11 protein-coding genes are annotated in these 25,897 nt (G+C 41.8%); 8 read left to right on the top strand and 3 right to left on the bottom strand.

Going from position 1 to position 25,897, the window contains the following annotated elements; genetic code table 11:
* Positions 1 to 58: 58 nt before the first annotated feature.
* The 4 genes from DEO27_RS10535 to DEO27_RS10520 all read left to right on the top strand — a co-directional run bounded on the left by DEO27_RS10535 (position 59) and on the right by DEO27_RS10520 (position 11,305).
* On the top strand, positions 59 to 3,040 hold the full coding sequence (locus DEO27_RS10535; RefSeq protein ID WP_112566702.1) for a SusC/RagA family TonB-linked outer membrane protein: 2,982 nt from the start codon (positions 59 to 61) through the stop codon (positions 3,038 to 3,040).
* A gap of 10 nt (positions 3,041 to 3,050) precedes the next feature.
* A complete protein-coding gene (locus DEO27_RS10530; RefSeq protein WP_112566705.1) occupies positions 3,051 to 4,598 on the top strand; it encodes a RagB/SusD family nutrient uptake outer membrane protein in 1,548 nt (515 codons plus the stop codon).
* Positions 4,599 to 4,668: 70 nt separating this feature from the next.
* Positions 4,669 to 7,971 carry a VCBS repeat-containing protein gene (locus DEO27_RS10525; RefSeq protein WP_112566708.1) on the top strand — a complete coding sequence of 1,101 codons (3,303 nt, stop codon included), beginning with the start codon at positions 4,669 to 4,671 and terminating at the stop codon, positions 7,969 to 7,971.
* Entirely contained in the window at positions 7,958 to 11,305 is a 3,348-nt protein-coding gene (locus tag DEO27_RS10520; protein WP_190295372.1) for an FG-GAP repeat domain-containing protein, read from the top strand. Before DEO27_RS10525 ends, DEO27_RS10520 begins: the two co-directional genes overlap by 14 nt.
* A gap of 7 nt (positions 11,306 to 11,312) precedes the next feature.
* Here the strand turns inward: DEO27_RS10520 and DEO27_RS10515 are convergent, their stop codons facing one another.
* The gene (locus tag DEO27_RS10515; protein ID WP_146749955.1) at positions 11,313 to 12,245 is read right to left on the bottom strand and encodes a hypothetical protein; all 933 of its coding nucleotides are present in this window, start codon (positions 12,243 to 12,245) and stop codon (positions 11,313 to 11,315) included.
* 221 nt (positions 12,246 to 12,466) lie between these two features.
* On the opposite strand from DEO27_RS10515, the gene DEO27_RS10510 reads away from it, so the two are divergent.
* Both DEO27_RS10510 and DEO27_RS10505 read left to right on the top strand, forming a co-directional pair.
* The gene (locus DEO27_RS10510) at positions 12,467 to 13,795 is read left to right on the top strand and encodes a vanadium-dependent haloperoxidase (RefSeq protein WP_112566716.1); all 1,329 of its coding nucleotides are present in this window, start codon (positions 12,467 to 12,469) and stop codon (positions 13,793 to 13,795) included.
* A gap of 31 nt (positions 13,796 to 13,826) precedes the next feature.
* Positions 13,827 to 15,866, top strand: coding sequence for a glycoside hydrolase family 65 protein (locus DEO27_RS10505; protein ID WP_223818208.1), 2,040 nt, complete (start codon positions 13,827 to 13,829; stop codon positions 15,864 to 15,866).
* A gap of 85 nt (positions 15,867 to 15,951) precedes the next feature.
* Here DEO27_RS10505 and treA read toward each other — a convergent pair whose 3' ends face one another.
* Positions 15,952 to 17,544, bottom strand: coding sequence for an alpha,alpha-trehalase TreA (gene treA, locus DEO27_RS10500; protein ID WP_112566722.1), 1,593 nt, complete (start codon positions 17,542 to 17,544; stop codon positions 15,952 to 15,954).
* Between the two features lie 186 nt (positions 17,545 to 17,730).
* Between treA and DEO27_RS10495 the strand changes: the two genes are divergently transcribed.
* Positions 17,731 to 18,882: a glycoside hydrolase family 130 protein gene (locus DEO27_RS10495; protein WP_112566725.1), complete on the top strand. Its 1,152-nt coding sequence runs from the start codon at positions 17,731 to 17,733 to the stop codon at positions 18,880 to 18,882.
* A gap of 598 nt (positions 18,883 to 19,480) precedes the next feature.
* Here DEO27_RS10495 and DEO27_RS10490 read toward each other — a convergent pair.
* Positions 19,481 to 22,870, bottom strand: a complete 3,390-nt coding sequence (locus DEO27_RS10490; protein WP_223818207.1) for a DEAD/DEAH box helicase — start codon at positions 22,868 to 22,870, stop codon at positions 19,481 to 19,483.
* Positions 22,871 to 23,027: 157 nt separating this feature from the next.
* Here DEO27_RS10490 and DEO27_RS10485 point away from each other — a divergent pair, with 157 nt between their 5' ends.
* Complete coding sequence (locus DEO27_RS10485; protein ID WP_112566732.1) at positions 23,028 to 25,757, top strand: bifunctional YncE family protein/alkaline phosphatase family protein; 2,730 nt, start codon at positions 23,028 to 23,030, stop codon at positions 25,755 to 25,757.
* The last annotated feature ends 140 nt before the right edge of the window (positions 25,758 to 25,897 follow it).

Genomic DNA, 25,897 nt, shown 5'->3' with positions numbered 1-25,897 from the left:
TTTACGGGTTAAAAACTAAACCCAATAACAAACCAATTTCAACTAAATCTCAAGTTTTATGCAAATTAAACATTTACTCAAAGTATGTTTCTTTGCTGTTTTTCTCTTTTTGATGGAGCCTGCTATGGCCCAAAATAAGATAATAACAGGTAAAGTAACTGACAAAAAAGATGGTTCCCCTTTAATAGGGGTATCGGTGGTAACAGCCGTTGGTGCTTCAGGCGGGGCTATTACCACAGCAGACGGCTCTTATCGTATATCGGTACCTGCAACTGCCAAAAGCCTTACATTCACTTACGTAGGATATTCAAATCTTACTGTTCCTATCAATGGGCAATCGCAAATCAGCGTAAGCATGGAATCGGCCAGCAAGGCCCTTAATGAAGTAGTTGTAGTAGGTTACGGTACCCAACGTGTAAAAGACGCAACCGGTTCTGTAGCTTCATTAAGTACCAAAGATTTTAACAAAGGACAAATAGCAACACCAGATCAGTTGCTTCAGGGCCGTATTGCCGGTGTAACAGTTACTCCGGGCAGTGGTGAGCCAGGAAGCGGTGCTTCTATTAATATAAGGGGTACCGGTTCTATAAGGGCTGGTAATGACCCGTTATATGTAATTGATGGTGTACCTGTATCTAATGACAGCTATGCGGCTTCAAGCGCTGCAAGCCCTATTGGTATGTCATCAGCCCGTAACCCTTTATCTTTCCTAAACCCTGCCGATATCGAAAATATTTCGGTATTAAAAGATGCCTCTGCTTCGGCCATTTATGGTTCAAGAGGTGCTAACGGCGTTGTGTTGATCACAACAAGAAAAGGAAGAAAAGGACAAGGGATACAGTTTTCTGAAAACACTTCATATTCAACAGCTGCAAGCCGTTACAAGTTGCTTAATGCTTCACAATTTCTTCAGGCTGTTGCAGCAACCGGTGCTGATGCGGATGCAATTAATAAAGGGGCAAACACCAACTGGCAGGATGAGATATTCAGAGGTGCGGTTTCTCAGAATTTTAACCTTGGTTTTGGTGGTGCTACCGGTGGTTTTGTTTATCGCGTATCCGGAAGCTACGATGATCAAAACGGTGTAATTAAGAAATCTGGCTTAAAACGTGGTACAGTAAGGATCAACGCCACACAGTCTTTATTTAAAGATGTAGTAAAGCTTGATCTTAATTTATTGGGATCAAACGTAAAAAACATTTACGCGCCTATCACCAACAACGCTGGTTTCCAGGGTAGTCTTATCGGCGCTACGATCGGTTTAAATCCAACTTATCCGGTTAAAAACCCCGACGGAACTTACTATTATGACGGCAGCAGCCTTAACCCGGTAGATATGCTTAACAACACCTGGGATAGGGATAACGTGAACCGCGTATTGGCCAATTTAGGGTTGAGCATCAAATTAACCAGGAATTTAACTTATCGTGGCACCTATGGCAATGATTATTCACTGGCTAAACGTTATACTTTCTATGACCCAAGGATTCAGGGTTATACCAGTAGCGGCAGTATCAGAGGTAAAACTACCCCGGCTATATCAGGTACCGGCATGGGGGCGCTACAAACGGTTAAACTTGGCAACGCGATTACAGAGCAAACTTTAACTTTTGATAAAAAATGGACCGATAACAGTTCTCTGACAGTGTTGGCCGGTTACTCGTACCAGGTATTTAATAACAAAAACTTTAATGACATTCGTTTTAAAACGTCTCAGCCAAATGTTCTTGTTAAAAACGTAAACGACTTTCAAAATCCTTTCCCAATATTTGGTGATACCACCCGCTCACAGTTACAATCATATTATGGCAGGTTAAATTATTCATATAAAGATAAATACCTGTTAACAGCTACTGTACGTACCGATGGTTCTTCAAAATTTGGTAAGAATAACCGTTACGCAACATTCCCGGCGTTGGCTCTTAAATGGAAGATCATGAATGAGAGCTTTGCTCCAAAAGGCATCTTCGATGATCTTAGCCTTCGCTTAAACTATGGTAAAACAGGTAACCAGGAGTTCCCTGCATACCAGTCGCTGTCAGTTTATCAATCTGATTTGAATGGAGGTACCAACCAGCTTTATGCACCTAACCCTGATTTGAAATGGGAAACTACCACTAACTACGGTGCTGGTATCGATTTCGCGATCTTTGGCAATAGGGTAACCGGTACTATTGATTACTTCAACAAGAGCACGAAAGACCTCTTATTCTTCCAATATTTCTCGGCCCCAGCTCCAGCTCCCGGCCAGTGGATAAACCTTCCGGGTAAAGTGTTGAACAAAGGTTTGGAGTTAGGTTTAAGTGTAGCTGCTGTACAGGGCCCTAAGTTCACCTGGGATATCAATTACAATATGACCTTTTTGAGCAATAAAGTTCAAGACTTTAAACAAAGGGTTGTACAAACTGGTGCTATCAGCGGTCAGGGCTTATCAGGCGCGTTTTCTCAGGTTATTCAAAATAACTACCCATTGTTTACCTTTAAGGTTACACAATACAATGGCCTTGATAAAGACGGCTTTGCAATCTATCCTAACGGTATAGACGTGCAGACATTGCAAGGCAGCGCTTTACCTAAGTTTACCGCCAGCTTAACCAACAACTTCACTTACGGAAACTGGAATTTAAGTGTTTTCCTGAATGCAGTTACAGGCTTTTACATTTATGACAACACAGCCAACGCATATTTCTATCGTGGAAGTTTGCTAACTGGTCACAATGTTTCAACCGACGTTGCATTTACAAATGAAAACCCGCTTAACTCTGGTCAGGTATCTACACGCTGGCTCGAAAAAGGTGATTTTGTTCGTCTTTCAAACGTAACCTTAGGTTATACATTCCCATTGAAAAATGGTAAATTTATTAAATCGCTGAGGGTAGCTCTTACCGGCCAAAACTTAGCTATCATAACCGGTTATAAAGGATTAGATCCTGAAATAAATGTTAATAAAGATATTAATAGTGTGCCATCAAGAGGTATCGACTATACTGCATACCCTAAAGCCCGTACATATACATTTGGTTTAACAGCAGGATTTTAAAAGTAAATAAATGAAAAAATTAATAGAAAGAACGAGTGTTGCCTGTTTGGCAATGTCGTTACTCACAATAATGAGCTGCGCGAAACTTGATGAAAAAGTTTACGGCTCAAAGGTAATCAGAGAGGGAAGTAATGGTTCTGCATCGGATTTAAAAGGGGTTTATTCTCAATTAAACGGACAAGCCGACCAGGCAAATACTTATGCATTACAGGAGCATCCTACAGACGAGATGATGGGCCCGACAAGGGGAACTGACTGGGGAGATTTTGGAACATGGCGTAAATTGCATACCCACACCTGGGACGCATTTCACAACCAGGTAAGTGATACCTGGGATCAATTAAATACCGGGGTTTACCGTGCTACACAGGTTATTAATTCGTCGCAATCAAGCGCTCAAATCAAAGCTGAAGCAAGTTTCCTGAGGGCATATTTCATGTTTCAGGTTGTCGACTTGTACGGTCAGGCGCCATTCAGGGATCCGGATGCAGCATCAAGTGAAAATCCTAAAGTTTATTCTCGCAGCGCTGCCACAGATTTTATAATTAAAGACCTGCTATTTGCTGAAGCAAATCTTGGGGCTTCTGCATCAGCTGGAACTGCAAGCAAAGCATCTGCCGAAGCGTTGTTAGCTAAAGTATACCTCAATAAAGCTGTATACAAAGCAACAACCGTTGGTGGTCCGTTTACTTTCGCTAAAACCGATATGGACAGCGTAATAGTATTTGCTAACAGGGTTGCGGATGCTGGTTATCAGCTGGAACCTGCAGGTAAATACTTCCAGGAGTTTGCCTGGGATAACAGCGACAAATCCAAAGGTATAATTTTCGGTATCATAAATACCACTACGAATGCTCCGGGTAACACACATAACCGCTGGAGAATGGGCATGCACTACAATCAATCGCCAAGCGGCTGGAATGGTTTTACCACACTTGCTGATTTCTACAATGCATTTGATGCAAAAGACGAAAGGCGCGGTGGCTCATATACAGAACTCACAGATCGTAATGGTTTAAATACCGGTTTCTTGGTTGGTCAGCAATACGGTCCGGGTCACGTTGCCTTGAAACAACGCGGTGGTTCTCCATTGGTTTTTACACCCGATGTAAACCTTAATTATTCTACAGAAGCACAGGGTATCCGCGTTATTAAGTACTTTCCTCATCCGGCACCAGACGGCTCTGTTAATGATGATTACGCTACAAACACGTACATCTTTTTACGTTTTGCCGATGTTAGGTTAATGAAAGCTGAGGCTATATTAAGAGGTGGTACTGATCCGAATGGCGAATCTGCTCTTGTTATAGTAAACGGCATAAGAACCCCTCGCGGAGCCACAGCCCTTGCAACTTTAGATTTAAAAGCAATGCTTGCTGAGCGTGGTTTTGAGCTGTATTACGAAGGATGGAGGCGAAATGACCTTATCAGGTTTGAGAAATTTAACGATCCAGTTGATCAGCGCCCTAACAAAAGTGATAAAACCAGAACAGTTTACCCAATACCGGCACGCGCTGTTGACTCTAACCCCAACCTTAAACAAAACGCAGGTTATTAATATTTGAGATTTATTTGATTGAAAGGAACGTAGCGGAAAATTCCGCTACGTTTGTTTTTTCGCAAAGTATATGCATCCAAAAACGCCCCTGTTTCTAATTTTCATAGCTTTTACTACCCTTTGCGCCTGTAACAGCGGTAATAAACAAACGCTGTTCACCCTGCAAAATAATGATGCCCTTGGGATAAATTTTGCCAACACCCTAAACGATCAGGATCGGACAAATGTGTTTACCTTTCGTAATTACTATAACGGCGGTGGCGTTGCCATAGGCGATGTTAACAACGACGGATTAAACGATGTTTATCTTACCTCAAACATGGGCGGCAACCAGCTTTATATCAACAAAGGGAATTGGAAATTTGAGAATGTAACGGATAAAGCAGGGGTTAAAGGCACAAAATACTGGAGCACCGGAGCTACCATGGTTGATATCAACGGTGATGGTTGGCTTGACATTTATGTTTGCCATAGCGGTAATGCACATGGCAACGAAAAGGGCAATGAGCTATTTATTAATCAGCATGATGGTACGTTTAAGGAAGAAGCCCAAAAGTATGGCCTGGTAGATAATGGATTATCAACCCAGGCCATATTTTTCGACTATGACAATGACGGCGATCTGGATTGCTTTGTACTTAATAACTCATTCAGGCCCATCGAATCATTTGATTTTAGTAAAAATTTACGGGCTGTAGTTGACGAATTGGGAGGTGCACGCCTGTACCGTAACGATGGCGGCCATTTTACAAATGTCACTAAAGAAGCTGGAATATATTCGAGCGACATAGGTTTCGGTTTAGGTGTTTCTGTAGCCGATATAAACCAGGACGGCTACCCCGATATTTATGTTTCCAACGATTTTTTTGAACGCGATTATCTCTATATCAATCAAAAAAACGGAACCTTTAAGGAAGATATTCAAAACGAAACCGGGCACTTAAGCCTGGCCTCAATGGGTTCGGATATCGCTGATGTCAATAACGACGGACAGTACGATATTTTCACCACCGAAATGTTGCCCGAGGGTGATCTGCGGTTAAAAAAAATGACGGCGTTTGAATCCTATGATGTAATTAAGGCCAAACAGCGCGACGGTTATTATAATCAGTATATGCAAAACTGTCTGCAAGTACGTAATGCAGATGGTACGTTTTCAGAAACGGCATTTTATTCAGGTGTAGCGGCTACAGATTGGAGTTGGGGCGCACTAATGTTTGATATGGATAATGATGGATGGAAAGATATTTTTGTATCAAACGGCATCTACAAGGATCTTACCGATCAGGATTACATCGAATTTTTAGGTAATCGCGATAATATGGCCAAGATCGCCGAGGGCAGAAAGAAATTTGATTATAAAGATTTCACTGATAAAATGGCTTCATCGCCTTTATCCAGCTATGCCTATCTGAATAATCATAACCTTACATTTACCAACAAATCGGCCGATTTTGGTTTGAATAAGCCAGGTTTTAGCAATGGCTCATCCTATGCCGATCTGGATAATGATGGTGATAACGACCTTATTGTCAATAATGAAAACGCACCCGTTTCTATCTATAAAAACAATGCCGAAAAAAACGGCAATCATCATATTCAACTAAAATTAAAAGGAGCGGGGTTAAATACGTTTGGAATTGGGACTACAGTAAAGGTATTTATGAAAGGCAGCTCGCTGATTTATTATAACCAGCCTACACGGGGCTTCCAAAGCTGCACATCACCTAATTTGCTTACTATCGGTATCGGGAAATACAAAACGATTGATTCAGTGCAAGTGATATGGCCAGGTAACAATTACCAGCTGCTGAAGAATGTAGCTGCTGATAGGGTTTACACTATTAAACAGACCGATGCCAGCCTGAAATACAATTGGGCAAAGCCATTTGTTAAAACGATGTTTGCCGATGTTACCAAATCAATATTTGATAGCATTCCGAAGCATAAGGAGGATGATTTTATCGATTTTGACAATGAGCGCCTGATGCTACAAATGTTATCGACAGAAAATCCTTACATGGCAACCGGCGACGTTAACGGCGACGGACTTACAGATTTTTACTTCGGCAGTTCAAAAAACAATTTCGCAGCCATCTATATTCAGCAAAAAGACGGGCGGTTCAAACAAACCATTCCAGACGATTTTAAAAAGCAGGAATACCTGGAAAATGCAGGGGCTGTTTTTGGCGACTTTGATGGCGATGGCGACCAGGACCTGATAGTAGGGGTAGGAGGTAATGCTGATGAAGCCGAAACCCCGGTTTACAATCCGCGTTTTTTTGTGAACGATGGCAAAGGAAACTTCCGTCGCGATCCTGACAGAACATTACATGCTGCCGTTAATGCTTCCGTAATTGTTTCGGCAGATTATGACGGCGACGGCAAACCCGATCTGTTTATAGGAGGAAGAAGTGTACCTGGGCTTTATGGATGTTCGCCTCAATCATTTGTTTTTCATAATGATGGTAATGGCCATTTTACAGATGTATCGAAAGCAGTTTTAGGGAATGATACAAAGTTGGGTATGGTAACGGCCGCTAAATGGGCCGATATTGATAATAATGGCTCGCCGGACCTGATAGTTGCCGGGAACTGGATGGGAATCAGGATCTTTAAAAACAATAAAGGGAAATTTACTGAAGATAGGCAGTTGGCTAACTACAAAGGTTGGTGGAGCAGCCTTGAAGTAGCCGATGTAGATGGCGATGGCACCCTTGATATTATTGGCGGCAATATTGGCCTTAATTCAAAATTCAGGGCATCAGCTGAACAGCCAATGGAAATTCATATAAAGGATTTTGACAACAACGGCACCAAGGAATGTGTAACTTCCATGTATAAAAGCGATGGTATAAACTATGTTTTTCATATGAAGCCAGATTTGGTTGGCCAGATGCCTATCCTTAAAAAACGCTTCTTACGTTATGTAGACTACGCAGGCAAACCTTTTACCGAAGTATTTACAGCCGAAATGCTTGACGGCGCCGAAGTGCATCAAATGAACTTTCTTGCCTCTGCAGTGTTTTTAAATAAAGGTGGAAAATTTACCTGTAAACCATTGCCTGCAGACGCCCAGCTATCGATGATAAATACTATTTTATGTGCCGATTTGGATAATACAGGAGTTAAGAAGATCATATTAGGTGGTAACTTCTATGGCTTTAAACCGGAAGTTGGCCGGCTTGATGCTAACCGCGGCCTGGTTTACCAGTACACAAAAAATGAATTTACCTATTTTCCAGCTGCCCAAACAGGCCTCAATTTAAACGGGCAGGTACGTTCATCGGTGGCCATTAAAAACGCAGCAGGCAAAAATTATTATATGTTCGGCATTAATGACGAACCGCTTAAGGCTTATGAACTACGCTAATACCCCAATAATGCTGTTTACCAGATCTGTTTTTAGCTATTTCTTTATTCTGATGAGCGTTGGTGTAGTCAGTCTGTTTTCCTGCAAGCCCAAAAAAGCAGGCGACGGCGTATTTAAACTACTTCCGGCTAATGAAACCGGTGTTACCTTCGTAAATAAGAATATTGTATCCGATTCGGTTAATATTTTAGACTATCTCTATTTCTACAATGGGGCAGGCGTAGCTTCCGCAGATTTTAATAACGATGGTCTGCCCGATCTTTATTTTGTATCAAATCAGGGGCCGAACAAACTGTATATCAACAAAGGGGGGATGAAGTTTGAAGATATTACGGACAAGGCAGGCGTGGCCGGTACGGGCAATTGGAAAACTGGTGTAACAGTAGTTGATATTAACGGCGATGGATTTAAAGATATCTATATCAGCGTAGTATCCGGCTATAAAACTTTTAAGGGTAAAAACCAGCTCTATATCAATAACGGAAATCTAACTTTCACTGAAAGCGCCGCCAAATACGGGCTTGACTTTGCAGGGCTATCTACCCAGGCTTCATTTTTTGATTATGACAAGGATGGTGATCTGGATATGTTCCTGCTTACTTCGTCTGTTCATAGTAATGATACCTACGGTGATTCCACCCAGCGATTCAAATACAGCCATGATGCCGGCGATCACCTTTTCAGGAACGATAATGGACACTTTACGGATGTAACCGCGGGCTCGGGTATTTATTCAGCGCCTATTGGCTACGGGTTGGGGGTAAGCGTAGGCGACTTAAACAATGATGGTTGGGATGATATTTACGTTAGCAACGATTTTTTTGAACAGGACTATTATTACATCAATCAGCATAACGGTACTTTCAAGGAGCAACTAAAAAACGCTTTCGGGCATACCAGCCTGTTTTCGATGGGTAATACTATCAGCGATATTAATAAAGATGGCCACCTCGATGTGCTCAGTACAGACATGCTTCCCGAAGAAATGAAAGTGCTCCGTTCAACTATAAATGACGAACCATTGGATATTTATAACCAGGAAGTTAACGCGGGGTATTACTATCAATACTCAAAAAACTGCCTGCAATTGAATGTTGGCAATGGAAACAAGTTTGTTGATTTAAGTTTATACAGCGGAGTTTCGGCAACCGACTGGACATGGTCGCCCCTGGTGCAGGATTTTGATATGGATGGCAGGAAAGATATGTTTTTCTCCAACGGAATCAAGCGCCGCCTGAATGATATGGATTACCTGAAATACCTTGGCGACCCTATGGTGATGCAGGCCTATAAAGAGAACCGTGTTTTTGATAAGGAAAAGATCAATAAAATGCCCGAAGGGGGCGTACACAACTACCTTTATCGTGGTGATGATAAGTTGAAATTTACAGATGTATCATCAACAAATGACATGCAACAACCCTCCATATCGGCTGGTTCGGTGGCGGTTGATTTGGATAATGATGGGGATCTGGATATTGTTACCAACAATATGGACGAGCCTGCATACATCTATAACAATACAACTATAGAAAGCAGTAAGGAAAGTAAACCAACTTATCTTAAATACACGGTAAAATATAATCTGCTAAACCGCGATGGCATTGGGACTAAATTGTTCCTTAAATCAAAAGATCATATTGATCACCAGGAAATACAAACCAGTAACGCCTATGAAAGCAATTTAAACAATGAGCTGCTTTTCACCTTTGCACCCGGCGATAAACCCGAATCATTACTGGTAGTATGGCCGGATAATAGCTATGAGGTGATTAAAGATTTCAATCCCGGACAAAAAACTATTCTAAGATATAACCCTCAAACAGTTGATAATCGCAAGCCTGTAACAGAAGTAATAGAGGCGTTCATTAATGATAGAAAACAGTTCGATTATAAACCGGTAAAATCAAAACTTTTGGCTACAGTTAAAACTTTCGATACGCCTGATTTTAATTACTATTCGCTTTTACCGCATACCTATTTGGAGCACACACCGGCAGTTGCAGTGACCGATATAAACAATGATGGCATAGATGACATTTACGTGGGAGGAATTGCTGATGAAGAAAAATATATCCTCGCAGGCGATAAAACGGGCGGATTTACAATAGTAAAAGTGCCACTGTTTGATCAATATAAAAACACTGCCGACGAACAGGCAACCTGGGCCGATGTCAATAACGACGGCAAGCCTGACTTGATCGTGATCAGCGCCAATCACCCATTTCTGGAAGCGGATAAGTTTATCCAACCACGCTTATACATAAACAAAGGGAACTTTCAATTTGAATATCAACCATTGCCTAAAATTAATTACCAGGCATCAAAAATTACCTTGTTTGATTTTAACGGCGATGGATTGAACGATATTTTGTTTACCAGCGCTGTTTCATTCAAAGACTATACCGGCGTTGTACCATCTTCAATACTGATAAATAAAGGCAACGGAAAGTTTGAAATTAGCCATGATAAAACCTATGATGAAATCACCAACCTGCAATACGTTACCAGTATAACTACAACCGATATTGATCATAATGGCAAACCTGATCTGCTGATCACCGCCGAATGGCAGCCTGTTTATATTTTCCTGAATAATGGCAAAGGTTTAAAACGCTTTTCTTCGCCGGTTTTAGATAAAGAGAAGGGTTGGTGGCAATCGGCAACGATATCCGATATGGACGGTGATGGAAAAGCTGATCTCATTGCCGGAAACTGGGGATTGAATAATAAATATAATGTAACTGAAGATCAGCCTCTTTTTGCCTATAACACCGATTTGGATAAAGACGGCAAAAATGATTTGATCCTGTCATACTTTTATAAAGGCCTTTATTATCCATTCCGTCCTAAAAATGACCTGGAGCAGGAGCTGCCATATCTCAAAAAGGAATGGCTTAGCTATCAAAAAATGGCCGACAAAACCACTGCTGAAATATTTAAAGATAAACTTGATGACAATAAACGCTTAAGCGTAAACCAGTTTAACAGTGTTTTCGTGAGCGACGTGCTTCATGCATCTTCGGTTACAGCACTACCATACCTATACCAGCAGGCTCCGGTTAAATCGATGTTAAAAGATAGCCACGGTGATATACTGCTGAACGGAAACTTTTGGGGTGTAGTACCTTATGAAGGCAAATACGACGCGCTTGGATTAGTAAATCTGCACTACAATAGGCAAATTAAACAATTTGATCCGCCAACATATTTAGTAAACAGTGCAATCAATTCGGAGGAAATTACCTACCTGGCACCGGTTAAAACAGCAACTAACACAGAAGCGTATATAGCTGTTACCTACGATGGCAGATTAATGCTAATAACCAAATAACGCAGAGTCAAAATATCGGATAGTAAATTTTGGTTACCCATTTTGATGTATCCTTTTCTACCGATCTGTCCGTTACAAGTGATTGATAAGACATCGCCGGAGATACCAGGCGATGATCTTTCATATAGATTTTCAGTTGCGACAACGCATTGTTAATAGTATTTTGCCCACCTTTTACATCCAGCACCAGCAGATTAGCTCCTTTGGGCATTTCATTTATTGTGGTTTTCGGCTGAGTGTGTACCGTTTTATTTATGGGGAGTGCAACAGTTACTTGGTATTGATACTCATTTATTTTGGTAACATTAAGCATCGGGAAAGCAACTTGCTTTACGCCGCCTTTGTCAGCTTCTTGTTTTAAATTATTTACTATCTGATATATCTCATGTACCTCAGGGATGCTATTACGAATCTCTGCGTGAGTTAATAACACGGTATCCTTAATAAGATTAATGTATATTTTATAACCATAAGTATTACGTTCGTCTTGTAAAAAGCGCTTTAACGATAATAAAACCTCCGCCATTTGCGCTCTGATTGCTGCTTTTTCAAAATAGTTAGTCAGCTTGCTATAAAAGCCCTTTGAACTATCTTCCGAAGCATTCCACTTAACGGTTACCGTCCCTTCTTCGCCCGCAAAAACACTGATACTGTTTTTTAAGTTGATATCACCTTTTTTTAAATTAAAATATACCGTACTGTTGGTCATCTTTCCGAGATCTATCTCAAGAGATTTGAACCGATACAAATTGTCATTAATAGTGGTTCCCGGCCACCAGCGTTTCCAATTACTTTTATCGTTTAAAAACCTTGCCGCGATAACATCGGATGAGTCTATCGAAATCTCTTCATCTATGTTAATTTTTGACGGAATCAGAACATATACAGCTGCTATGGCGATGATAATAAGCCCAGTCAGAATAAGAAATATTTTTTTCATTCGGTTTATAAAAGCACAAAAACTCAGGAAGCTAAATGTAATAATAATGATGATATATCCCGGGGGTATTTTAACCGAATAGTAGCACATTTTTTTAATAAAAACCGGCTAAAACATGTGGTATAGCGCTAAAAAAAGCCTATATTGGCTGTTGATCAAATGAAAAAAAGCGACAGATCACACCCTATGGATCTGGCTATTTTTAACCTATTTTATAATTTATGAGATCCTTTTTATTTTGCCTTACCGGAGTATTATTTTTATTTGTATCCTGTAAAAAGCCCGACTATGAAAAAGTAATTCACGATCCCGAACTTTACCGTGTAACGGTTAAAAAGCTTAACGATATTGTGCTGGAAAATAACTTTCCGCCCGTTACTGCATCCCGCAATTATGTATATGCAAACATAGCCGCTTATGAGGTTATAGCATCCGGCGATCCGGAACATTTTAAATCATTGTCCGGACAGATCAAACATTTGCCCGTAGTGCCTAAAGCGTCAAAAGATACAGCTGTTGACTATCAGTTTGCTTCGCTGCTTGCTTTTTGTACAGTGGGTAACGCGGTAACTTTTCCGGAAGGCAGTATGGATCAATACGTAGATGAACTTAAGAAGAAAGCCAAAGATGCCGGCATGCCATCTTATCTGTTTGAAGGCTCCGTAAATTATGCCAATAAAGTAGCCAAATTTATATTGAAATGGAGCAAAGGCGATCATTATGCGCAAACTCGCTCAGCAAGTAAGTACACCGTAAAACAACAAGATGGGCGCTGGATCCCTACGCCGCCTATGTACGCACAGGCGCTTGAGGCACACTGGGGCGAGATCAGGCCGATGGTGCTGGATTCAACTGCACAATTCATACCGCCAAATCCTCCGGTTTTTAACGTTAAAGACCATAATAGTCCTTTTTATAAGCAAGCACTTGAGGTGAAACAAATAGTAGATAGCCTGACCAAAGAAGATAAACATCAGGCCGATTTTTGGGATGATAATGCATTTAAACTCAACGTAGTTGGCCACGCTTCATTTGCAACCAAAAAGTTTTCGCCGGGAGGCCATTGGATGAATATTACAGCTATCGGTACAAGAGCTAAAAAGTTTGATTTTGGCACTACTGTAAGCGTTTATACCGAAGCTTCAATTGCCTTGTTTGACGGCTTTATCAATTGCTGGTACCTTAAATATCGCTCTAACTATGTGAGGCCCGAAACCATAATCACCAAATACATCGATGCCGATTGGCGTCCGTATATCCAGACTCCTCCGTTCCCGGAATATAGCAGCGGGCATGCGGTTATTTCCTCAGCTGCAGCTGAGGTGCTTACCAATAGGATAGGAGATAATTTTGCCTATACCGATTCCTCTGAGATGGAGTTTGGCATCGACCCGCTATCCTTTAAATCGTTCCGTGAAGCCGCGAAATCGGCAGCTATGTCAAGGGTAATGGGGGGTATTCATTTTAAAAATGCCTGTATTGTAGGCAATAAACAAGGTGCCGAAATAGGAGAACTGGTTGTACAAAAGCTGCAATTAAAGATTAAGTAGCGTTTTATATTTTCATTTTAAAATATTGATTTTGAACAGGATATTAAAGTTTAGTTTACTTGCTGCTTTGCTGATACCCGGGGTGTCAAAAGCTCAAAGCATTGATCCCTGGAAAATTAAGGCTGATAAAATTGATCCCGCTAATTATTACGGCATTACCGTAGCTAATGGCATGATCGGTATCGTATCGGCACCGGAACCATTTAAAGTTAAAAATGTAGTGTTGGCAGGTGCCTATGATCTGTACGGTCGCGGCCGTGTAAGCAATTTCCTGAACAGCTTTAACCTGCTCAACATGTACCTTGAAATTGATGGCAAACGTATTGACGCAAAAAACATCAGCAATTTCAGACAGGAGCTGGACATGCAGCACGCGGCATTCACCACCACTTTTGATTATGCGGATAAAGCAACTATAAAATATACTTACTACTCGCTTCGGCAATTGCCATTTACCGTCTTGATGGATGTTGCTGTAACAGCAAAACAGGCAATCAATATCACGTCGGCAAGTGTCATGGAAGCGCCGGATGCACTTAAGGAGGTTCAAAATTATTATAATGAAATTGACAGGCCGCACGTTACCATCAGCCTGCTTACCTCAACTGCTAAAAGTCCTACGGGTAAAATGCAACTCTGCGCGTCAACATCATTTTTATTCAATGAGCCTCATGGTCAGGAGCCTCGCATTATTCACGAAATGTGGGATAACAACATGCACCTCATGAAGTTTAGCAAAGCGGTAGCCGCCGGACAGACTTATAGTTATGCGGTGACAGGTTCATCCATAACATCTGCCCATCATGCCGATCCGCTTAATGAAGCAGAGCGCCTGACCATATTTGCTAAGCTGGAAGGCCGCGACAGGCTGATCAAATTTCATAACAAAGCCTGGGATGACCTGTGGACAAGCGATATACAAATTGAGGGCGATGACCAATCACAGCAGGATATTCATAGCATGTTGTATCATTTATACTCGTTTTCAAGAGCAGGCACGGCCTATTCGCCGTCCCCAATGGGACTTTCAGGTTTAGGATATAACGGCCACGTTTTTTGGGATTGCGATGTTTGGATGTATCCCGCCATGCTGGTGTTGCACCCGGAAATTGCAAAATCAATGGTTGAATACCGGTTTGAACGCCTGGATGCCGCCCGTAAGAACGCTTTTTCACATGGCTATAAAGGTGCAATGTTCCCCTGGGAAAGCGCCGACAGTGGGGTAGAGGAAACACCGGTTTGGGCATTAAGTGGCCCGTTTGAACACCATATTACCGCTTGCGTTGCGCTTGCCGCATGGAATTATTATTGCGTAACACAGGATAAGCAATGGTTGAAGGAAAAAGGCTGGCCAATCCTTTCTGCTACTGCTGATTTTTGGGCAAGCCGTGTAGAGCGCAATGGCTCCGGGCATTATGATATTAAAAACGTGGTGGCTGCCGATGAATGGGCGGAAAACATTGATAATAATGCTTTCACCAATGCCGCGGCAAAAGCCAATTTGCTCAATGCCACAGCTGCTGCAAAAATCTTAGGCGAAAAAGCCGACGCCGATTGGGTAAACGTTGCGCAAAACATTCCCATCCTGAAGCTGGATAATGGTGTTACCCGCGAGCATGCATCTTACAATGGCGAGGGTATTAAACAAGCCGATGTTAACCTGCTGGCCTATCCGCTTAAAACCATTACCGACCCGGCTCAGATAAAAAAAGATCTGGAATACTACGAAACCCGTGTACCAAATGAGGGAACGCCAGCTATGACACAGGCGGTTTTTGCTTTATTGTACTCACGCTTAGGTAATGGCGATAAGGCATTTCATTTTTTTAAGGACGCTTATGAGCCAAACCTTAATCCTCCATTCCGCGTCATTGCAGAAACTAAGGGTGGTACCAATCCATATTTTGCAACGGGAGCAGGAGGGATTATTCAGAGCTTGTTGATGGGTTTTGGTGGCCTGGATATCACGCCAACTGGTATTGTGCAAATAAAAAGCAAGCTGCCAGCCAATTGGAAATCGCTGAAGATTACCGGCGTTGGAATGAATAAGGCAACTTACACGATTAAATAAATTTAACCCTTTAAAACAGAAGCTATTTGAAGACTTACGAAGTTTTTAAAACTTCGTAAGTTTCAACTCTAAGTCCAAATCCTGGTCAATTCTGAACTTCAGCAGGTGTTTTCTCCAATTGCTGAGTATCGATATGATAGCGGTTCACCAAATGCAGTAATACGCCATTTGTCCAGCCAAAACCATCCTGTAATGGGTATTCGCCGCCGCCCGCGGTTAATTGGGTATCAACCACATTGTATTTTTCAAGCAGCTTACCGGTTTGTTTAAACACCCTGATGTTAAGCTTAAGCCAGCGCGTAGCAATATCCCTGGCCAGCGTGTTGTAGTTATATTTTTCAAGTCCATCTATAGCCATATATTGCAAAGGAGCCCAGCCGTTCGGCGCATCCCATTGCTGTCCGGAAAAGTTGGGGGTAGTAACCAATCCTCCGGGTTTCAGAAAGTTGTTTTTAAGTCCGTCGGCTATTAAACGGGCTTGTTCATCGCTGGCAATTTTAAACTCCAGTGGAAATTCGCCGGCAAGTGTTTCTACATCTGATTGCTTTTTAAGCTTCCAGTTGTAGTCATCAAACCAGCCTGTTTTCTGGTTCCAGCAGTATTTCAGGATGGCATTTCTGCGCCTGTTTGCCCTGTACCTGTACATTTTGGCCAACTTGGCATTCTGGATCTGGTTTAAACTCCGGGCAATGGTCATTTCCAGGTTATACAATAAGCAATTTAAATCAACAGGTATAATATCGGTAGTTTGTATAGTTGGCAGTTTGCCCGACGCATCAAACCAGCGTGTGCTGAAATCCCAACCCGAAGCAGCTGCAGCCCTAATGTTACGATAGAACTGCGCAGGCGGCTGCTTACTTTCCTTAGCTGCTTCAACGTCTTTTATATACGACTCTTCACGGGGCTCATCGCTTTCATCCCAATATCGGTTCAGTAAATTGCCATCAGGCATTTTTACAACCCGGTGTGTCGCCCCATCGGCACCTATTGCCTGCCAGTTATACATCCAGTACTCATATTCCCTGATCAATTGAGGCCTGAAATGCACCAGTACTTTATCCCCCTCAATTTTTGCCAGCAGGTTTACCATCATCGCAAAAAACGGAGGTTGCGAACGGGTTAGGTAATAGCTGCGGTTACCGTTGGGAATAAAACCATATTTATCAATCAGATAGGCAAAGTTTTCGACCATATTGTGGATCACCTTCACCTGGTGACTTTCCTGTAAGCCCAGCATGGTAAAGTAGGAGTCCCAATAATAAATTTCCCTGAACCTGCCACCGGGTACAATGTACGGATTGGGCAATGCCAGAGTTGAGGAAAAAGGCTTTGCCTCATCAGGACGGCGCTGTAAAACCTGCCACAAGGTATCGATATGCTTACGGATACCGGCCGAGATATCGGTTTGGAAATTATTATGTGATACCGGTACATTAAAATTAGCCAGTACAAATGCCTGCAGGTTAAACCCAGGCTTATCTTTCTGCTCGTTATAGGCCTTCATGATCAGGGCCGGATCCTGCTTGGGTACGGCATCAACAAATGTTTTATTGTCAGGGAAGATAGTTGAAGTTTGAACAGCCTCAAATAATCCCGGAAACTGCTGGCGGGGCGTAGCGGTTTGGGAATTTACGCGTAATACTATGAGCGAAAATGCGAGTAAAAGAAGTTTTCTCATCAGCTTAAAATTATACCCTGTTGCAGGATGGGTAAAAGGTTTATTCAGTTTATAAATTTACTATTTTTGAGAAGATTATAATTGATATCTGCTTTGTTTTCAGTGTTTTTTATGCGATATTTTGCAGGAAAACCACCGATCAATAAGTTATACCAATAATAAAACTAAATACATAAGCCATTCACTATGATAAACTTTTTGCGTAAAGGGAGTATTATATTTTCGCTGCTGTTCACACAGTTTTGCTACGGACAACCGGCCATTAACAAATTACCGTATTGGGCGTTAGGCGGATTTACCCGACCTGCAAATATCAACCCAATCATATCGCCGGATACAACTTCCCGCTTTCTTGATCCCATGAGCAAAAAACAGGTTCAGTGGGAAGCCAATGACACTTTCAATCCAGCGGCAACCATAAAAAACAACAAGGTAGTTGTGATGTACCGTGCTGAAGACTTATACGGGATTGGCATCGGCTTTCGTACTTCGCGTGTAGGATATGCCGAAAGCACCGACGGAATCCATTTTAACAGGAAGAAAACCCCGGTACTTTATCCGGATGAAGACGTTGCCAAAAAGTACGAGTGGCCAGGCGGCTGTGAAGACCCTCGGGTGGCAGTTACCCCCGAAGGCACGTATGTTGTTTTTTATACCGAATGGAACCGCGATTTACCGAGATTAGGTGTAGCTACATCAAAAGATTTGATTCACTGGAAAAAGCATGGGCCGATATTTGAAACTGCTTATAATGGCAAGTTCTTCAATATTGCCAGTAAGTCAGCCTCGATATTAACGCAGGTGATTAACGGAAAACAGGTGGTTATAAAAACTAAAGGAAAATATTGGCTGTATTGGGGCGAGCATCATGTGTATGCAGCCACATCTGTAAATTTGGTGGATTGGTCGCCGGTGGTTGATGAAAAAGGTGAATTGAAAGAGCTGATGTCGCCGCGTAATGGCTATTTCGATAGCGACCTTGCTGAATGCGGTCCGCCTGCTTTGATGACCAAAAATGGGGTGATCCTGTTTTATAACGGCAAAAACAAGCCAGCCGAAGGTCGTGATTTCCGCTTTAACGCCAATTCGTACTGCGCGGGACAGGCTTTGTTTGATGCCAAAGATCCATCTAAACTCAAAACCCGGCTTGACGACCCTTTCCTGCGACCAAGGGAGCCTTTTGAAAAAAGTGGTCAATATGTAAATGGTACAGTGTTTATTGAGGGTATGGCTTACTTTAAAAAGAAGTGGTTTCTGTATTATGGATGCGCCGATTCGCGGGTTGCTGTCGCAGTGTTTGATCCTTCAAAGTCAGCGCCTCCAGATCAGGTTGAGTAATTCATCGACTGTTAAAAATAAAAATATGATTTAAAACGCTTGGTTGTATTATCTAAAGTATTATCTTCAGGATTAAAATATTTAATATGCTTTATATCCTTATTTCAGCTGCAGTTGTCCTATTTATCGCCCACGTAGTTTTATTATTTACCTCTTTTTCAAAAGGTACATTGATTTCGCCACGTTATTTTTACTCACATTTAACCTTATGGCTTACAGGCTTAGCAGTTTTTGCTCTGGCCGCGTTATATAGTGGAACCAACCAATCAGCCTTTCTTGATTATTTCGATACCTGGACTAAAAAGTCATACATCCTCATATTTATTTTCGGCCTATCATTGGTAGCACATTGTATTGTTACCTTTTTGGTTCTGCCGCTTTTGCGCAAATCAAGAGTATAATATTCCGGGAAAATTTCTATTTAATTTAATACGAGTTCTTCTTTCAGAGCCAGCTCATATTTTTCTTTGTCAAAACAGGATGAAACGCACAGTGCAGCAAGCACCGATACTCTGCATTTCATTCTGTTTTTTTGAGTGGCTTCGTGCAAAATCTATCTCCTAGCCGGCAAGTTTCTGTAAATTTTACAGGGGCTTTTTTATTCCAGCAGATCAAGCAGATCGTCTTTTGAGAGCGAGCCGGTAAAAGTTTTATCTGATTTAACCAATTTATCGGCAATATCTTTTTTCGATTGCTGCATCACCATGATCTTCTCTTCAATAGTACCGGGGCAAATCAAGCGCACCGCTACGATCTTTTTATCCTGACCTATACGATGACAACGGTCTATAGCCTGGTTTTCAACAGCTGGGTTCCACCACGGATCAACAAGATAAACGTAATCGGCCTCGGTTAAATTGAGGCCGGTACCGCCTGCCTTAAGACTAATAAGAAAAACCCGGATGCCCGGATCGCTCTGAAATTCATTTACAACCTGCTCACGTTTACGTGTTTGCCCGGTAAGGTAGGAGAAACGGATATCCCGACCACTTAATTCCTTACCAATAAGATCAAGCATAGATACAAACTGCGAAAATATGAGGATCTTATGCTGATGTTTTTTGCTCTCAATCTCTTCTATCAATACGTCCAGTTTAGCTGAGGCATCACCCGGCATTTTTTCGCCTTTTAATAGCATCGGCGAATCGCAAATCTGACGTAGCTTGTTCAGCCCCTTCAATACATTCATGGAGCTCTTTCTCAGTTCCTCATTGGTTGTGGCCGAGATATACTCTCTGAATTCTTTCTCGTAAGAGTCATAAATATGGCGCTGCTCTTCCTTCATTTCACAATACAGCACCATTTCTGTTTTTTCGGGCAGCTCAGTCGCTACCTGCTGTTTCGTACGCCTGAGTATAAATGGCTTAACTTTTTCCTGGAGTTCAGTCGCACGTTTACTCCCTTTAAATTTATCAATTGGTATTGCGTAAATATCCTTGAAATACTGTTTGCTTCCCAATAAACCGGGGCAGGCAAATGAAAGCTGCCCATATAAATCGAACGTGTTATTTTCGACAGGGGTACCTGTTATGGTGATCTTATTTCGGGATTTCAGTAATCGTACCGCCTTGTAACGTTGCGATTCGGGATTTTTTATATTCTGCGATTCGTCAAGGAAAACGTAGTTGAAATTAAAATCTTTTAAGAAGTTGATGTCCGATAATAAGGTGCCATATGAGGTAAGCACAATTTCGTACTGGTGCAGGTGCTTGGTGTGCTTAAGCCGCTCGGCGCCGTAAATGGTATGGATACGGATGGATGGCGCGAATTTTTGCACTTCCTGCTGCCAGTTAAACAGGAGCGAAGTTGGCACTACAATCAGGTTAGTATTATTTTCAACCTTGTGTCGTTGTAAAAGTATAAAAGCAATAACCTGGATACTTTTACCCAAACCCATATCGTCTGCAAGGCAACCGCCAAAATTAAGGCTATCTAAAAAGCTCAGCCAGTTTAAACCCTGACGCTGATAAGTACGAAGCGTTCCGTTTAACCCCGGAGGTACTTGCACTTCATCGATAATTTCGGTACCGGTTAGCTTTCTGTTATAACTGGCGAGCTCATTTCGTACCTCGTCATCCAGCATTTCCTCATCATAATATTGCTGTATGGCGGTGTAATTACTTTTTGAAGTATGTAAGGTGTCATCATCAGAGATCTCACCCGAATTAAAATAGTCGGTAAATCTCTCTATCCATTCGGCTGGTAAAATCCCTCGAGTACCGTCATCAAGCCGTACATATTTGCTTTTATTTTTTACAGCCTGGTGCACTTGTTTTAGCGAAGCCCTTTTTTTGCCGAATTTTAAATCGATAACAGTATTGAACCAGTTAATGCCGCTTACTACATTGATGGTGATCTTTACTTTATGAGCGTTTAGCTTATTGCCCTCCAGTTCGTTAAAGCCAAGAATTTCGATGTTGTACTCGTGCCATTCATCAAATACGTTTAAAAACCATTCTTCATCTAAAAAATGCCTTTTATGCAGGTAAAAATAATCAAGATCGTTTTCTAACTGTTCATTAAAATATTGATGTTGCTTTACCAGGAGGGCCGTAAAAGCTATTTCCTCATCATCCCGCCGTTTAACTAAAAACTGGTTGCCTTTTTCATCGGTGCCGTAGATCTGTTTTTGCGTACGAATAGGGATCTCGGCCTCGCCATAACGCATTACGGGAATGATCATAACATGAGCGCCAAAATCCGACAAGTAAATTATCTTTTCGGCCGACTGGTCAAACCCTTCGTTTTTTATCTGCTCCTGTGTTGCCGGTTTAATGTAGGTATAATCTATACGAAGCTTATTTTCCAGTTTATTAAGCAGGTGTGATTTTAACTCGCCAAATTTGCTTTTATGCACCTGCAGGCTGCCTTGTTTCTTTTTTAACAGATCGATAACGTTTAATACCTGAAGGCTTTCTATAAGATAAAGCACATCACCTATGCCAATAAAATAAGTATACCTGATATCAAGGTCTTTAACATCATACAATAAGCCATCTACATTAAAAACGCCGCTTATTTGATAAAACTCGTCCCAGGTATTTACCTTCAGCTCAAGATCACTTTTCAATATCATGACCTTTACCAGGCTTATTGAGCCGGCCGTCACCTTATCCGATACACTGTTGTCATGGGCGAAGAAGTTATAAGCCGATGGATTTTGAACGATAGCCTTTAACGCCGCTATATCTGCAGCCGTTTTTTGCGTATTAATATGATTTTGGAACTTGTGTATCCCGGTAAAAAACTTGACTTGTCTTGTATCATTCGTTTCCCAGATGAGGTCTAAAGGGGCTATGGGCAGCAAAGGGTTCTTAATTTTGCCATCTTTAGTACTTTGTGCAGCGTACAGTTCAACAAAAAGATATTTGTAGTATTTATGCTGTTTCAGGACAATGCAGGTTGTTTTATCAGCATCATCTCCGGGCAACGCAATTGGCTCAGCGTTATCACTCACAATAATATTTTGCAGACTTGCAAGGCTCTCTTTAGTAACCGCTGTTAAAGTAGCCGACCGGGAAACGATCTCAAAACTTTTAGATTGGGCCCGCAGTTCAAAAAACTTGTCGAGATCGGGCTCATCTTCAAGCCCGTAATCAGTAGCCACCTTTTTTAACTTCTCAAATCTTAACCTGTCATCAAAAAACACCCGTAACTCGTCACGTTGGGTTATGGCCGATAATACCTGGGCCTGATGTTCGCAAAGCTTATTGCCAGAGGCATGACATCCGCATGAAAGCGCCAGCTGCCCTTCATGGCTGGTAACAATTACCTCCGGAAAAGCAACCGTACCAGATTGATTGGTAAAGGCTCCCTGATTAATTTCAAGGTGTTTGGCCAGTATCTGTCTGTAACTTTGGGTATCGAAATAAATACTGACAGCCGCATGAGCGGCGATAACGCTTTCGCTAAGATCGGCTATGGTTGCGCCTTTGATGATGACATTATGGTTGCTTTCGCCTTCCTGGTAGCTGATTATCCTGATCACTATGCTTTGATGTGTTACCCGGTAAATATCATAACAATTATAGAAAAGAAGGTTATCGCCGGTATAATTTCATCCGCTATGTAACAATTATATTCTTCACTAAATATTTACCTTTAGTAAATGTACCTGCTTTAATTTCGCCGTTTAGTTGTATACTATGAAATACCCGAAATTCCTACTACTTATATTCGTTTCTTCCCTTTTCTTTTGCGCGTGTCATACCGTTTCCGGCAACAAGCAGGTTTCCGAAAATGAACAGGTTAACATGCACAGCGCCTATGATGACAGCACGCTCAATCGCCACATATTACCGGTTTTAATGCCATATAACCGTATTATTGACCCGGCAGGAACCGTAATATCATTTGGCGACGCTGAAGACGAAAACCATAGTATGGACGTAAGGCTGATACCAAACACTAAGTTTATAGCAGTTGAGGACAGGTATGGGCTTACCATAATTGATACTGTAGCCAAAAAAGTTACTACTCGCTGGACTTACAAACAAGATCCCCGTTATCGCGGGCTGACCAGCACCTATTCCGGTTTAAAAGTTGTAAATATTGACGGTCAAACTCAAATATATTGGAGCGCGGCTGCGGGTAAAGGCAAAGATTCAAAATCATACGTTTTTCAGGCTACATGGAATGACGGCAAGATCAGCATACAAAACACTTTGAGCTTTAAGGCCGAAGGTGAATCGCCACTGGCCTTACCTAACGACCTGGCTATTAATAAAGAAAATGGGGTAAATTACTTGTATGTAGTTTTAAACGGCAATAATCAATTGGTAAAAATCAGTTTGGACGATAATAAAACAGTTTGGACAAAATCAACTGGTGTTGCACCTTACGGACTTACCATCACAAAAAACAAAATATTCCTGACAAACTGGGCCGGTCCCGAAGCTGTTGATACCTTAAAACGGGAAACAGCAGGCGTGCCTTATGGAAAAGCTTATATCGATCCTAAAACCGGTGCAACCGTTCAGGGCACTGTAATGGTTATGGATCTGGCTAAAGGGGACGTGATCAAGGAAATTACCGTTGGCCTGCATCCAAATGCAATCATCAATAGCACCGACGAAGCTTTTGTTTATGTGGCCAATGGCAACAGCGATATGGTATCGGTAATTTCAACAAGCTCATTGCAAAACATAGCAGCTATCGATGTAAAATTAAACCCGGGTAAAAAAAGTTATATAGGCGATACGCCAAATGCTTTAGCAATAAATGCCGATGGTACCACTCTGTATGTTGCAAATGGTTTGGATAACGCGGTGGCGATGGTAAAATTGGGCGGCAAAACATCGCTTAAAGGAACCGGGAACGATGAGGTGAAAGGCTTTATTCCAACAGAAGCATACCCGGGCGGCTTAGCCGTTGACGGCAACAATTTATTTGTAACCAACCTGGAAGGAGAGGGCTCCAGGGTAGGCACCGACGAAATCGGTAAAAGTAATTTAAAAGGCGATCTGCCTGGCGGAGATGATGTTGTGGCTTATAACTCGCACCATTTAAAGGCTACTGTATCTATGATAAGCATACCCGACGAAGCTACACTAAAACAGTATACCCAAAAAGTACAGAACCTAAACCTCAGCTTCCGCCAGCAGATAGCGCAGTTACTGCCACGTAAAAACGTTGCGCCTAAGCCAATACCTGAACGTATCGGCGAACCATCTGTTTTTAATCACGTGCTTTATATCATCAAAGAAAACCGTACTTACGACCAGGTTTTAGGCGATATGCCTGAAGGCGACGGCAATAAGTCGCTTTGTATTTATGGCGATAGTGTTACACCCAATCAGCACAATTTGGCGCGCAACTTTTTATTGCTCGATAACTACTATGTTTCCGGTAAATGCTCGGCCGAAGGACACCAATGGACAGATGCCGCTATGGTTACAGACTATGTTGAGAAAAGCGTAAGGTCATGGTTCAGAAGTTATCCGCATGTACAGGAAGATGCCCTGGTTTATGATGGTAATGGTTTTATCTGGAATAATGCCGCCGATCATGGTAAATCGGTACGGATCTATGGAGAAGCCTGTGCGGTGCATTTTGACAATAAACTTAGCTGGAGCGACATTTACAATAATTACAACGCAGGCAAGTCTTTTGCATTTAACAATACCAGTACTATTTCGCGGGTAAGACCAATGTTATCGCAAAACTTCCCAGGATCTGACGAACATAAGATCAATGAGCAATTAAGGGCTTCCGCTTTTATCAAAGAACTGCACGAGTATGAGCAAAAGCCCGGCGACCAACTGCCACAATTAATGGTGATGGCCCTGTCGGCCGATCATACCGTAGGTACAAGGCCAGGCTTCCCGACACCTGATGCCATGGTAGCCGATAATGATCTTGCACTTGGCCGCATTGTTGAAGCGATTTCAAAAAGCCGTTTCTGGAAAAACACGGTAATATTTGTAACCGAAGACGACTCACAGGCGGGCTGGGATCACGTATCAGCGTATCGTACAACCGGGTTCGTGATTAGTCCTTACAGCAGGTTACAGCATAAAGTGAGTAAAAATTACAATCAAACCTGTATAGTACGTTCTATTGAGCAAATATTGGGTTTACCACCTATGAATATTATTGATGCTACCGCGCTACCCATGTTTGAATGTTTTACCGATAAGCCATCTCTGTATACTTATACGAGTTTAAAAAACCGGGTGCCACTTAATAAAATTAGCCTGCCGTTTTCTTCACTCAAAGGTCCGGCTTTACATTTTGCACAATTATCATCAAGACCAGAATATGATCACATAGATGGAGGTAATGATGACGTAATGAACAGGATACTATGGTTTGCAGCAAAAGGCAAAAAAGCATATCCGGCTAAACTTGCTGGAAAAGATGAAGACGATGATTAAATAATACTAAGTTATAGATCAACTGAAATATTAAACTTTTCATACTTAGAAACTCGCTACCCTATCAGGTAGCGAGTTTTTTGCTTTTATCCCGCCCATGAACACTTGATCTATAGCGATTTATACGTAAAACTACGGTA

This window comes from Mucilaginibacter rubeus (assembly GCF_003286415.2).
Classification (GTDB): Bacteria; Bacteroidota; Bacteroidia; order Sphingobacteriales; family Sphingobacteriaceae; genus Mucilaginibacter; species Mucilaginibacter rubeus_A.
The sequence above is the reverse complement of the archived record's forward strand: the minus strand, read 5'-3'. Positions and strand labels throughout refer to the sequence as shown.